The organism is Spiroplasma endosymbiont of Seladonia tumulorum (assembly GCF_964020235.1).
Taxonomy (GTDB): Bacteria; Bacillota_I; Bacilli_A; order Mycoplasmatales; family Mycoplasmataceae; genus Spiroplasma.
Genome location: NZ_OZ026545.1, coordinates 2084300 through 2097278 on the forward strand (window position 1 = coordinate 2084300; position 12979 = coordinate 2097278).

20 protein-coding genes are annotated in these 12979 nt (G+C 25.3%); 18 read left to right on the forward strand and 2 right to left on the reverse strand.

The annotated features are described in order from the left end of the window. Positions 1–5 precede the first annotated feature (5 nt). Both AACL22_RS13350 and AACL22_RS13355 read left to right on the forward strand, forming a co-directional pair. On the forward strand, positions 6–488 hold the full coding sequence (locus AACL22_RS13350) for a ribulose-phosphate 3-epimerase (RefSeq protein WP_338992894.1): 483 nt from the start codon (positions 6–8) through the stop codon (positions 486–488). 724 nt (positions 489–1212) lie between these two features. Next, a complete protein-coding gene (locus AACL22_RS13355; protein WP_338992895.1) occupies positions 1213–1896 on the forward strand; it encodes a hypothetical protein in 684 nt (227 codons plus the stop codon). Positions 1897–2164: 268 nt separating this feature from the next. Here the strand turns inward: AACL22_RS13355 and AACL22_RS13360 are convergent, their stop codons facing one another. Further along, complete coding sequence (locus tag AACL22_RS13360) at positions 2165–2434, reverse strand: hypothetical protein (protein ID WP_338992896.1); 270 nt, start codon at positions 2432–2434, stop codon at positions 2165–2167. Positions 2435–2758: 324 nt separating this feature from the next. Here AACL22_RS13360 and AACL22_RS13365 point away from each other — a divergent pair, with 324 nt between their 5' ends. From AACL22_RS13365 to AACL22_RS13390, 6 genes are all read left to right on the forward strand, one after another. Beyond that, entirely contained in the window at positions 2759–3793 is a 1035-nt protein-coding gene (locus AACL22_RS13365) for a hypothetical protein (RefSeq protein WP_338992897.1), read from the forward strand. Positions 3794–3913: 120 nt separating this feature from the next. Further along, positions 3914–4702 carry a hypothetical protein gene (locus tag AACL22_RS13370; RefSeq protein WP_338992898.1) on the forward strand — a complete coding sequence of 263 codons (789 nt, stop codon included), beginning with the start codon at positions 3914–3916 and terminating at the stop codon, positions 4700–4702. 20 nt (positions 4703–4722) lie between these two features. After that, positions 4723–5994, forward strand: a complete 1272-nt coding sequence (dinB, locus tag AACL22_RS13375; protein ID WP_338992899.1) for a DNA polymerase IV — start codon at positions 4723–4725, stop codon at positions 5992–5994. Positions 5995–6044: 50 nt separating this feature from the next. After that, positions 6045–6206: a hypothetical protein gene (locus AACL22_RS13380; RefSeq protein WP_338992900.1), complete on the forward strand. Its 162-nt coding sequence runs from the start codon at positions 6045–6047 to the stop codon at positions 6204–6206. Next, the gene (locus tag AACL22_RS13385; protein WP_338992901.1) at positions 6179–6307 is read left to right on the forward strand and encodes a hypothetical protein; all 129 of its coding nucleotides are present in this window, start codon (positions 6179–6181) and stop codon (positions 6305–6307) included. Before AACL22_RS13380 ends, AACL22_RS13385 begins: the two co-directional genes overlap by 28 nt. A 140-nt stretch (positions 6308–6447) precedes the next feature. Further along, positions 6448–7122 carry a DDE-type integrase/transposase/recombinase gene (locus AACL22_RS13390; protein ID WP_338993130.1) on the forward strand — a complete coding sequence of 225 codons (675 nt, stop codon included), beginning with the start codon at positions 6448–6450 and terminating at the stop codon, positions 7120–7122. Positions 7123–7139: 17 nt separating this feature from the next. On the opposite strand, the gene AACL22_RS13395 is transcribed toward AACL22_RS13390, so the two are convergent. Further along, the gene (locus tag AACL22_RS13395) at positions 7140–7916 is read right to left on the reverse strand and encodes a hypothetical protein (protein WP_338992902.1); all 777 of its coding nucleotides are present in this window, start codon (positions 7914–7916) and stop codon (positions 7140–7142) included. Between the two features lie 144 nt (positions 7917–8060). On the opposite strand from AACL22_RS13395, the gene AACL22_RS13400 reads away from it, so the two are divergent. The 10 genes from AACL22_RS13400 (at position 8061) to AACL22_RS13445 (ending at position 12979) form a co-directional block, all read left to right on the forward strand. Further along, entirely contained in the window at positions 8061–8921 is an 861-nt protein-coding gene (locus AACL22_RS13400) for a deoxyribodipyrimidine photo-lyase (RefSeq protein ID WP_338992903.1), read from the forward strand. A 326-nt stretch (positions 8922–9247) separates the two neighbouring features. Continuing rightward, positions 9248–9487, forward strand: coding sequence for a hypothetical protein (locus AACL22_RS13405; RefSeq protein WP_338991075.1), 240 nt, complete (start codon positions 9248–9250; stop codon positions 9485–9487). A 516-nt stretch (positions 9488–10003) separates the two neighbouring features. Further along, complete coding sequence (locus AACL22_RS13410; RefSeq protein WP_338991147.1) at positions 10004–10288, forward strand: hypothetical protein; 285 nt, start codon at positions 10004–10006, stop codon at positions 10286–10288. Positions 10289–10297: 9 nt separating this feature from the next. Then, positions 10298–10465, forward strand: coding sequence for a hypothetical protein (locus AACL22_RS13415; protein WP_338991069.1), 168 nt, complete (start codon positions 10298–10300; stop codon positions 10463–10465). Positions 10466–10478: 13 nt separating this feature from the next. Next, the gene (locus tag AACL22_RS13420; protein ID WP_338988935.1) at positions 10479–10652 is read left to right on the forward strand and encodes a hypothetical protein; all 174 of its coding nucleotides are present in this window, start codon (positions 10479–10481) and stop codon (positions 10650–10652) included. Between the two features lies 1 nt (position 10653). Continuing rightward, complete coding sequence (locus tag AACL22_RS13425) at positions 10654–10791, forward strand: hypothetical protein (protein ID WP_338988699.1); 138 nt, start codon at positions 10654–10656, stop codon at positions 10789–10791. Between the two features lie 2 nt (positions 10792–10793). Beyond that, complete coding sequence (locus tag AACL22_RS13430; protein WP_338988701.1) at positions 10794–11210, forward strand: single-stranded DNA-binding protein; 417 nt, start codon at positions 10794–10796, stop codon at positions 11208–11210. Then, the gene (locus AACL22_RS13435; protein WP_338991149.1) at positions 11201–11854 is read left to right on the forward strand and encodes a hypothetical protein; all 654 of its coding nucleotides are present in this window, start codon (positions 11201–11203) and stop codon (positions 11852–11854) included. Before AACL22_RS13430 ends, AACL22_RS13435 begins: the two co-directional genes overlap by 10 nt. Continuing rightward, the gene (locus tag AACL22_RS13440) at positions 11838–12506 is read left to right on the forward strand and encodes an ERF family protein (RefSeq protein ID WP_338991151.1); all 669 of its coding nucleotides are present in this window, start codon (positions 11838–11840) and stop codon (positions 12504–12506) included. Before AACL22_RS13435 ends, AACL22_RS13440 begins: the two co-directional genes overlap by 17 nt. Then, a complete protein-coding gene (locus AACL22_RS13445) occupies positions 12506–12979 on the forward strand; it encodes a hypothetical protein (protein ID WP_338988706.1) in 474 nt (157 codons plus the stop codon). The genes AACL22_RS13440 and AACL22_RS13445 overlap by 1 nt, the downstream gene beginning before the upstream one ends.

Consider the following 12979-nt stretch of genomic DNA (forward strand, 5'->3'; position numbering starts at 1 on the left):
CAGTATTGTTAACGCCCCCAATTTATTGTGGTGATATTGCTAATTTAAGTGGTGAAGTAAGAAAATTACAAGCAGTGGGGATTAATTGGATTCATTTTGATGTAATGGATGGTCATTTTGTTTCAAATTATGGGTTGGGTCCAAAAGAACTCAATGATTTAAAAAACCATTATCCGAATTTAACTGTTGATGTGCATATTATGGCCTTTAATATTATGAATCTTCTGCCATTATTTACAAAAGCTGATTATTTAACTTTTCATTGAAATAGTGTTAAAAGTAGGGGAAAAGGGGAGAGGTTAATTACTGCGATAAAACAACATCACCTTAAAGTTGGCGTTGCCTTAGATCTTAATAATGACATTAATGAAATTGTTCCGCTATTAGCTTCTATTAATTTAGTAACTTTAATGGCAATTAAGCCAGGTTTTACTGGACAACAATTTGACTCACTTGTTTGGAAGAAAATTAAAACGATTAGTAATTAAGAATGAGTGATTTAGACTTGGAAATAAAAGGAAAAATTAATATTAATGTTAAAATTAATATTAATTTTTTGTTTTTTTATGTTATTATAAAATTATAATGATGCATACTTATACGTTGAAATTACTTTGGAAAAACATAATAGGTAAAATATTTGATATTAAAGATAAGTAAAAATTTAGCAATTACTAATCTAATTATGAAATATAAAATAGTTGTATGATAAAGTATTGGTTTAACATAGGAACCATGATATTAACTATTAACAACGCATAGGAACGGTTTAGAATATTTAATTATCGTAAAAATTAAAAACAATAACATAAGTATGAAAGGCAACATTGATATATTACAAATAACATAGTAATTTTAAAAATAATAAAAAATAAGGCAAAGAATCTCATCTTCTTTGTCTTTTTTATGATTAAATAAAAAAAGGTATGGCTTTTAAAATAAATTTGTTAAAATATAAGCAATTAATTAAAGGAGAATATTTAGTTATTTATGAAAAAAATATTTTTTTGAAGTTTTATTAGTATTCCAATTGCGATGATAATTTTATTATTATCCTTATATTTTACGAATCTTTGAAAACCAACATTTTATTAATTATTGTTGGGATTTTTGCGTATTTTTATATTCGCAATAGTTATCTTAATTTTGAAAAAGATACTTCTGGGGAATTTCAGTATAATATTAAACAAAAGTTCTGAAAATTAGGAATCATTGGGTTTAGGTCATGCAATTCCAACTTGTTTACAAGCGATTATTTTTATTTCGTTAGTGAAAGTAGAATGATTAACGTTAGTATTATTAATTACAGCCGCAGCAATAGGAGCTTATGTTGGTGCGTTAATTGCTAATAAAATTAAATTAGGTTGAGCACAAATTTTATTAGGCATTGTCCTAATTATTATTTCAATAATTATTTTATTAGAACAAAAGGAAGTTAGTGTGATGTCAAGAGCTGGGACAAGTGATTCATTAGAAGTATGATGAAAATATCTTTTAGGAACCATGATCTTTTTTGGATTAGGAATTTTACAATCATTAGGGATTGGGATTTATGCTCCAGCAATGGCGGTAACTTATTTAATGGGTTTAAGTTCACTTTGTGCTTTTCCAATTATGATGGGGTCAGCAGCCTTTTTAATGCCTATTGGTGCCTTTCGTTTTATTAAAGATCAAAATTATGATATTAAAATTGCTACTAGTTTTACCTTAGGAGGTGGTTTTGGGGTTATTGTTTCTTATCTAATAGTTTTTGTTGGTATTCAAAATGGATTAGGACTAGATAAAACTATTTTTATTAATGTTTTAAATTGAATTATTATTGTGGTAATTTGATATACTGCTGGAATGATGTTTTATAATTATTATCAACAACATAAAAAAAGTTCCCATCGTTAATATGTTTAATATCTTATAAGCTTATAATAATTTAAAAAAGTTTACTTATATAAGTAAACTTTTTTAAATTATTTATTTTTAGTCATTTAATGACTTGAGATTTATTATTTATTGATGTGTTCAATAAATTTATTGTATGCGTTAGTACCAAGTGTGGTGCTAATGTTGTTGCTGATGAATTCATTGTCGTTATTTGCTCTGATAATATCATTGATATTTAAGATAGTGCTTTCATTTCGGAAGTATTGTGCGTTATCTTTAATTTGGTTTACGGTGTTTTATTTCACATTAGTGTATTACTGTATGTAATTGGTTCAGAACCGTTAGCAAATTGAACGATAGTATCATTATTTTCTGATTTCATTCATAAGACATCGTTTATGTTGATTGTAGCTGTATTATCAGATACAAAATTTTTCATTTTTAATACTTGATATTGAGTGATATTATTTGTTTTGTATGGGTTATTCCCTACAACACCAAGCATAATGCTGCTAGCAATTGTTGTGATCCCTAGTATGCTTATTAATTTTTTCATTTTGTTTTCCTTCTTTCATTTTCAATATTTAATATTTTAATATTTTGATATAAAAAAATGAAAATAAAGCACAGGGGTAGTTTTGGTACTCGAATTTAAACAACTTAAGATATTTGGTATGTAAAAAATTAATTCATAATATTATTATCAAATTAAAAAAATTTGATATAAGTTTAATAATATTCATAGTATAGCACTAATTAATGACTTAATCAATGATTATTTAAAAACCAGATATTTTATTAATCAGAGCTATCTGAACCCTTTTTTCACCTTAATTTTATAGTATAATAAATAGGTAAAAAAAGTATGGGGGTTTTAATAATGGAAAATAATAAAAAAGTAATTGATTATTGAGATGATTATGACCCAAATGATTTTGATCCAGCAAAACGACCAACTTCAATTTTGCAAGATAAAACGATATTAAATAATAATCAAAATTCTGTTGATAAAATTACTAGATTAACAAATGAATTTGAGACATATTCATATTACAATAATAAATTTAATGTTAAACAAAATAATGTTCAAAATGATGTTTTTGATCACAATGATAATTATGATGAATTAGATTATTCTGAATTTCAACCAATAGAAGGGGCAGAAATTAATCAAGCAACAGAATTAACTGATCTAGATGAGTTAAATTTAAATAATAAGAATCGATTTGTTCAATTTAATGAAAATGATATGGTTACTCCAGCACTTGATGTTAATCAAATTTATGATCGTTGGCAAAAATCAAAAGCTAATTTAATTACGCGTAAATTAGATGTTCTACGAAATCGAGTTCAAGAACCACGGATTAAAGGACGCCGAAAATATAGTTTTTATGCTCCTAAATCATTAGAAGAATTATTAAGTAAACCAGCTCAAGTTGTATTAGATGCGACTCCATGTGTTGGCGGCGATGAGGTTTATCCTGACCAAAAATATTTTAATAATCCAGTTTTACTTTCAAAAGTACAGGGTAAAAATAATGATAATTTGTCATTATCTAATAGTAATAATGGAATACCGCTAATTTCAGATGAAATCTTAGACAATGAACCATTAACAATGAGCAATATCTTAAAAAATGCTAAAATAAATATTGATGCAAGTAAAAAAGAAGCAATCTTTATTAATGATGAGGATGTGCTAGATCCCAATAATTTAAATTATGAACAACGTTTGCGTTTATTAAAATTAGCAGCTGACCCCAATAATGAAGAACGAAAAAAATTGTTACAAATGAAATTAAATAATGGTAGTTTACTATCCTTATCAGCAATAGTTAAAGAACGATTACAAAAAGTTAAAACTGGGGAGATTGAATTAATTGAGGAAACAACTCTTACAAAAGATAACAATTAGAGTAAAAGGAAAAGAAAAAAATATTTTTTTAGCACAATAACCTATTAATGTTTACACTTTCAAGTTATAATATAAGGAGTATCAGTTTATTTTATTATTTAATAGTAGAGGATGATTACGATGATATTAGGAAATAGTGAAATAGCCTTTATTTTAATTGGATTTTTTATTGCGATTAATATTATTATATTAATTTTTTTAATTCTATCTTACCGAAATATTTTAGTTCCGATTCCAAATTTAAATAATGCTCCAAGTCAATCAATGATTTCATTAGAAGTAATTGATCACTATTTAACGAAAAAGAAAATTACTGGTTTAAAAGTTGTTCGTAAACCGGGCCAAGTTTTAATTACACATTCTTATAAAAAGAAAACATTTTATATTAATGATTTACAATTATTTAATCAGTCTTATTTTTTATCAGGGATGGGATTAGATTATGTTTTAGGGCGAACATTTTTTGCAACCCAATTATATTTAAAAAATAAACATGTTCAAACAATGCATTTCTTATTATATTTGGCTCCATCATTATTATTGTTATTCTTTCTTATCGTCTCATTATTTACAATTATTTTTATTGCTATTCTAAAAACTAATCCCGCCTTGTTAGACCATAATAATTTCTTTTACTTTGTTAATCGCTATGGAGTCTTAAATTTATTATTAATTTTTATTATTGCAGCATATTTAATTTTATTAAGTTTTAATGGCCATTTTAAGCAAAATTTAGAAAATTGATATGAAACAGAAATGCGACCATTTGTTAAAAAACAGTTTCCGGAGTTATATGATGATTGAATTATTGCTCGTAGTTATTCACGGAGTATTCAGTTTACATATATTTTTGGTTATAATTTTATTTTTAAAAAAATTTATAAATATACAGGACCCTTTGGCCTTTAGTAAAATAGGGGAGAGAAAGAATGAAAGTTATTTTTCATATTGATATGAATAGTTTTTTTGCTAGTTGTCATCAAGTTGCTAATCTCCACTTTCAAGGAAAACCACTTGTTGTTGCTAATTCTTCACGGCGAGCAGTTGTAACAACAGCGAATTATGAAGCACGACAATTAGGCATTAATAGTCCAATGCCGTTATATAAGGCAAAAAAAATTTGCCAGGACCTTGAAATTGTTAAGCAAGATTTTGGTTTATACGTTGATTTTGCGCAAAAATTATTTGATTTTATTAGTATGCATTATACTGACAAAATTGAAGTGGCTTCAATTGATGAGTGTTATATTGATGTAACTGATATTTATTTAAAATATGGTTCGGCAATGCAATTAGCGCTTGATATGCAACAAAATGTTTTTCAACAAGTTGGATTACCAAATAGTATTGGTATTTCATATAATAAATCACTAGCAAAAATTGCTAGTGATATGAAAAAACCAATGGGAATTACGTTAATTCGGCCAGAAGATGTTACTGACTTAGTTCAACCATTACCGGTTAATAAAATATTTGGGATTGGTAAACAAGCAACTCATCGTTTAAATGAAATTGGAATTCATACAATTAAAGATTTAGCAGAGTTTGCTGATCTTGCAACATTAGAAACCATTTTAGGCAAACCAGCACATGCTTTTGTTGAACGGGCTAATGGTGATGGTGAACAACAATTAACTTTTGAACATAATCAATTAAAACAAATTGGTAATGAAACAACTTTTGAATATGACTTAATTGATTATGAAGATATTAAGAATAAAATTTATTTATTAGCAAAACATGTTAGTCAACGAGCAGAAAAACGAACAATGGTTGGCAATGTCATTTATGTTACATTTAAAAATGCTAATCGAAAACGTTTTACAAGACAACAAACAATTAAAAAGTATACTAACTTCCTAGATGATATTTATTCAGTGGCAATTATATTATTTGATCAATTTTGATCAGGTCAGCCAATTCGATTAATTGGTGTTGGTTTACGAGGAATTATTAGTAAATATGATTTAAGAGAACAAGTTTCATTTGAAACATTAGAAACCTTACAACCAGATACTGCAACAAATAAATTAATTAAGGAAATTAATAAAAAATACCGCCAAGATGTGTTATTAACTGGTCAAAAATTAGAAGAAATAAAATACTTATTACATAGCCAAACGAAATATATTCAATCAGATCAACGTATTTTAGATGAAACAAAATTAAAAGAAAAGGGTAGAGTGCACCCCAAAAAGTAAGTAAAATAAAAAAAGATTTTGCTAAATTTTTATAGGGGGTGCATTTTTATATGGCAAAAAAAGGACAAAAATATAACAAATATACATCAGAATTTAGAACAAAAATCATTGAGGAAATTAAACAAAAAAGTTGTTGAATAGTAGCAAAACAATATAATATAAATGCAAATACAGTAGAATCTTGATGAGCAAATCAAAAAAAGGAAAATTAAACAATCCTAAAGGACCTAAAATTTCTTTTGCCAAAAGAAATTTAGAATATTATAAAACAAGGTATGAATTATTAAAAAAGCTCCATGACTTTTACAATTAAGCAAACTAAGAATTGTCTCTTTTATTAAACAAAATTTTTGTGAATATTCAATAAAATTATTACTAGAAGTAACAGGGTTAAAACGTAGTTATTGAGATAAATATAAAAATTATGACAGTAGCAAAAAAGATAAAAAAGCAATAAATGATATTGTAAAAGTCTATGAAGAAAATTTAAAACAATTTGGTTATCGAAGAATTACTAAATATTTAAAGGAAGATTATGGTATAAAATATAATTCAAAAAAAGTTTTAAGAATTATGCGTGATAATCAAATACAACCTGAATATGTAAAAAAAATGAGAAGAAAAATGAAATATAAACAGAATACTGATGTAACATATTTAATTTGAAAAGGAGAAAGATATTATCAATCAACAATTATTGATGGATATACTAAAGAAATAGTTGATGTAAAGTGATCTAAATATAATGACAATAAATTAGTAATGGATAATTTAAATGATGCAATTAATAAAATAAAATTAATAAAAAAAGATCTGAATGGAATAATAATTCACTCAGATCATGGATATCAATATACATCCACTATTTATCACGATAAATGTTTATCTAACGGTATTACAATTTCAATGGGAAAAAATTACCACTGTGCAGATAATATTGTTATAGAAAGTTTTCAATCATTACTTAAGAAAGCTACAATCCATAATAAAATATATAATTCACATGAAGAATATATACAAGATGTTATAAAATGAAATACATGATATTCAAATCGTAAAGAAAAAGATATAATTAAAAAAATAGTAAATACTTTTTTATTAGTACTTACTAAAATGGGTGCACTCTAGGGGAAGTAAATCTTTTTTTATTCTCCCCTTTTCTTTTTATTATTTTTTTCTTTTGCGATTGCTTTAACAACAGCTTTTTCAATTAAAGCTTCAATTTCTGTTGCAGTTAAGATAATAGTTGGTTCAACTGGTTTATGACTTATTTTTTCCTTAGTAGTAGCTTTTTGTTTCTTTGTTTGTGCTGGATTAGGTTTATTATTATTATTGGTTGACTTTTTTTGTTTCGATGCGTTTAAAACGGTTTTTTTTCCTTGGTTAGTTTGCATTTCAACATTTAATTGATCTAAGTCATTATTATCAAAATCACTAATTGTTTCTAGCGGGTCTTCTTCAGATGAACTTTTGATGCGTTCAATGCCACGATTAACTCGATAAACATAATCGATTATTTCTTGCAAGCTAGGATCTTTTTTACTAGTACGAGTAGGGGAAGATAAATTATTATTATCGCTTTCACCTACTTCTTGTTGGTTGGTAACTGCAGCACGTAAACGAGCCATTTTTGCTTTAATATCATTTTCATCAACACCAATCGCTTTTTCATCTTCATTTGGAATTCCTAATTTGTGTTTAATGTTTTCATTATTTTTTTTAGCATTTTCTAAAATATATTGAATTGTTCCCTTTTCAACTACTGCTGGTTTAATAGGTTCATTATTAGTTGCAGTTGGATTTAGCATTCGATTCATTTTTGCTTTAATCTTATTTTCAGTTGCTCTTGAAATAGCTTTATTACTATTTTCTGAACATTCATGAATTTTTAAATGAATTGGACAAAATGTTGGTACTCCCATTCTAACTCCCCGCTTCTCTTTAATATCTATATATAATTATAACTTAAATTGAGGTAAATGTGTATTAGATTAAATTTAATCCTTTTTTATGTAACAGCATATTTATAGTATAATGATAAAAAAAATAGTAAGTGGTTGTAATTAATGAAAATTTTTATTTTTCATCGTGATTTTAGAATTGAAGATAATCTTGGTCTTGCTCAGTTGGCTAATAAAAAAGATAAAATTTATTTATTATTTATTTTTACAAAAGAACAAATAAAAGCAAATAATTATTTTTCATCTCGTAGTTTTCAAGCAATGGTTCATTGTTTAAAACAATTAAGGAAAAAGGTTCATGTTAATTTTCTAAAAAGTGAAAATGAACAAACCGGAATTAAATTTTTATTAGACCAAGGTTATAAAATTAATAAAATATATACAAACCGTGATTATACACCATTTGCTCTTAACCGAAGTAAAGCAATGCGTCAGTTATCAAAAGAATATAATTTTATTTATCGTGAATTTGATGATTATGTATTAATAGAACCATGAACAATAAAAACTACTCAAAATGGATATTATACTGTTTTTACACCATTTTGAAATAAATTAAAAGAACATTTTAACGTTAATAAGATTGTTCCTTATAAGGTTAAATCCTTTTCGCCCCAACAATTAAAAAATCTTGAGATTTTACAAGACATTACAAATGTTAAATCTAGTGATTTTAATTTACCATTAGTATCTGAAAAAGTTAAAACAGCAATTTTTCAGTTAGAACAAAACTATCATCAAACTCGTGATTTTGTTGATTTAGAAATTAGTACAGCAAAAATTAGTACTGCTTTAAAATTTGGTATTATTTCAATTCGGCAATGTTATCTTTGAAGCATTGAAAAATTTGGTGTTTTTGATAACGCTTTTGCGCGCCAATTAGCATGGCGAGATTTTTATTATCAAGTAACTTATAATGCGCAATTACATCAACAATGATCTTTTAGTGAAAATTGAAATAAATAGGTCGCATGGAAAAAAGAAGGGTTTTAACAAATACATAGAAATTGAATAGAAATAATAAATTAAACCATTTACTAAAATGGTTTTTTTATTTGTTAAACCAAAATTATTAATTGATTCAGAGAAAGGACAGCATCTTAAATTCTTAAAATAGAAACTTTTATTACAACTTTTTGATACCCTCTTTAAGTTGTTTACACATTTATTAAATATCTTAGAAATCTTTATAAAGTGTACCTGTTTTTTCTCCAATTTTAAGGTGTTGTCCTTTCTCTGTTTCAGTTAATTAATTTGCTAATAAAAAAACTTAATAAAGGAAGGAGTAGGTAATGAAAATTAATAAGCAACAAACAATATGTGATGTTGATAATTGCTATAAAGCAATATCATTCATTATCGAAGAATTTTTATCAAATAAAGTTTTATGAACTTGTGAAAAACATAAAGATTTATTGAATAAAGTAAAAGATAAAACACAAAAGCGGTTTTATAAACGCTTAGAAAATTCAAAAATTATCTTTGATTATGAAACTGGTTTATTAAAACTTAAATTTTATAAAACAACTTAATGCAGAGCGGAACGGTTATTTTAAATAACTAAGTGTTTTTATTCCACCGCCGGCCGAGGCAAGTACTGAAATAGTGTATGAGGAAAAATGTAAATCGGCGCTGGTTCATTAGAACTAAGCGATAGTCGTGATAAGTCCAAGGTTAATATCAAACGACAATAAAAATAGAGATAGTGACTTTACAATTAAATTTGCGAAAAGTGTGGTTGGTTGGAGTTTTATAGCATTTGGTCCTTTAAAATGCGAGTGAATTTTTAATTTAAAAACTGAACGTCAAATCCCAGAGCAAAAGCACAAATGGGCACGGATAAAGGAAGACATATATATGTCTGGCGTCAATATTAAAAAACAACTGTGGATTATTAAACATTCAAACAATTAACATATCGCCACCGCTCACCCCCAGTGAGGCGGATGGCGTAGTAAGTAAATAGATAAATACTTATATAACTAATTCTCGCTTGGCACTTTCACTTGGGAGTGAGTGCCAGCAAGTTAAAACTAGGAGGAATTATAATGACAGAATATAAAAGTAAATATATTAATAAAACTTGAAATGAAATAACAACATCATTTTATTGAGTTAATTGTCAACCTATTAATTGTCGTATTTCACATCATAAAAAACATTATGATTTGCAATGTTTAGAATGAGCCAAAATGTACTTAAATTTATTTAAAGATAAATGAGATGTTATTGCTTCTTATATGCAATATTACAAAATTAACGATATTTTAGATTTAGCTTCTGATGGTTGAAAAATATTGCAAATTGACCAAAAAATCAAAGGAATAATTTAGGAGGTATATATGAAAAAGTTAAATAAAACTTGTATTAAAAAAAGATATTGAGGTTATTGTTTTCATAAAGAATGCAATCAAGAAAATAAATTAAGTGAATTAATGCTTAAAAGTTATTCAGTATCATTTGAAGATATTGCAGATGAACATTGAGCATTAAATACTAAAAAGAATTAGGAGGAATTAAATTATGAATAAAAGATACTTATTGGTAATGAAAAGTAAATATAGTGATTTTAAAACGAGCTGTTTTTATACATTAGAAGAAGCAAAAACTACTGCTAATGTTGAAAATCAACAAGAATGATTAACAACTATTATTGATTTAGAAAATGAAAATATTAAATGACAAGGATGTGAATAATATGTGAAAAGATGAAAATGGCAAAGTTTATACCGAAGAAGATTTATTTAATGAAGCATTAGAAGAATGTCATTCAGAAGAAAGTGCTTATGAATATATTGATACTTTAATTATGGAAAAGAATTTGGAGGAAATTTAATAATGAATAAATTTATTGGAATTGGTATAACAACAAAAGATATTGAAATTAAGAAAACAAGTAATGGAAAAGAATATACTATTTTTAATTTAGCAATTACTCGCCCATATTCAAAACAAAAAGAAACTGATTTTATTCCTTGTCAAGTTTGAAATAAACAAGCAATTACTTTACAAAAATATTGTCAAAAAGGTAGTCAAATAGCAATTACTGGTGTTTTAAAATCTTTTAAAAATAAAGATAATAAAACTGAATGAATAGTTCAAGTATCTAATTATGAATTTTTACATACAAATAATGATTTAAAAAAATCTGATAAACCACAAGAAAAAATAGAATTTAATTCATCTGAGACAAAAGAATTATTTAATAATGATAATCAAAATATTGGTAATGATGAAACAATTTTATGAGATTAGATTTAAAACCTTTATATATTTTTAATGATGAATTACATAAGTATAGTATTTTAATACCTAGTGTAAGTAAAATTGTTAATATTTTAGTGCCAAAAGATTTTTCACAAATTGATGAGAATATTTTAAAATTAGCACAAAATCGTGGAATATGTTTACATAATATGATTGATGTTTGAATAAAAAATAATTTTGATGATGAATTAATTGAATTTATTGATTGTGAAATAAAATCACATCGTGAATTATTTAAAAATTTTACAAAACTATATCAAGAAACTTTAAAAGATATTAAATTTAAATATTATGAAACTGAAAAAACACTTTATAGTCCTTTAATGTGTGGGACAACTGATTTTATTGGAATAACAACTGATAATGAATATATAATATGTGATTGAAAAATTACTAGTTCTAATGAGAAAACAGATATTGAACGCTATATTTGGCAATTAAAACTTTATTATTTATTAGAAAAAGACTTTTGTATAGATAATAAAAAAATATTAATGATAATTATAAATCCAAAATTAAAAATAGTAATTAAAGAAAAAGTTGATATTACTAAACAAAATTTAGAACAAATTAAAGAAGCAATTTTAATATGACAAGAAAGAGAGGAATGAGAAAATGCCACAAGAAACTAAAAAAACATTAATAGCAAGTATTGGTGAAATACAACACGATTTATCATTATATTTAGAAAAAAACCAAACAATGCAAATGAATGGTAGAACAATTTATAACTATTTTGGTGAAGCACAAGTATTAGAATTAGTTAAAAAAGAATTTAAAAAGCATCATATTACATATATTTGGAGTTATGTGAAAGATACTTTAAAAGTAATTAATGATATACCATATTTTGAAATGGAATTAACTTTATGTAAAGAAACAGAAGAAATTAAAACTTATTGACCTTTTACAGGGAAAAATACTGACCCCGCTAAAAGTATTGGGTCAGCATTAACTTATGGAGTTAAATATGTTTTAAGCAAACTATTAGGTTTACCAACCGAAGAATTAGACCCCGATAATAGTGAAATAAGTAAAATTAATTCTAAACAAGAAAAAGAACAAACAGAAATTATTAACAACTCAAATCCAAATTGAATGAGTGAACAGCATTTCAATAATATTAAAAATTTTATTACAAATACAAAAATAGAACAAGATATTATTTCAAAAGGTAAAAATTGATTAAAAGAAGAATTAAATGTTGAAAAATTATCACCAGTTCTGATTAGAAAACAAAGCGAAGATTTTTATTATCAATTTAAAGAAAGATTTTTAAGATAATGATAAAAATAGGTATTGACCCATCAGGAACTGGTACTACCGCTATTGTTGTTTATGAAGATAATAAATTAAAGGAAAAATTAGAATTTACTAATTATTTATGAATAAAACAAGTTGATTTTATTAAAGATATATTATTTAAACACTGCAATAGTGTTTGTCTTGTAAACATTGAAAATTGCTTATATACAAATGCTAATGGTTCAAAAGACCGTGATGATTTATTAAAAATAATTGGAGTAATTAAATATGATACACACGAATTAAATAATGTTAATTGAATATCACCCCGTTATACTAAATCAGTGGTTAAAAATATGGAAAATTTAAGTAAATATAATGATAGTTATTTATGAAAATTTGATAAAGATACTAATTTAACTTATCAATATGGTAAGGGTTGATTTTATAATAATGATAAAATAAGTAATCATTTACGCGATGCAATTATTATTGCTCATTATGAGAGGTAA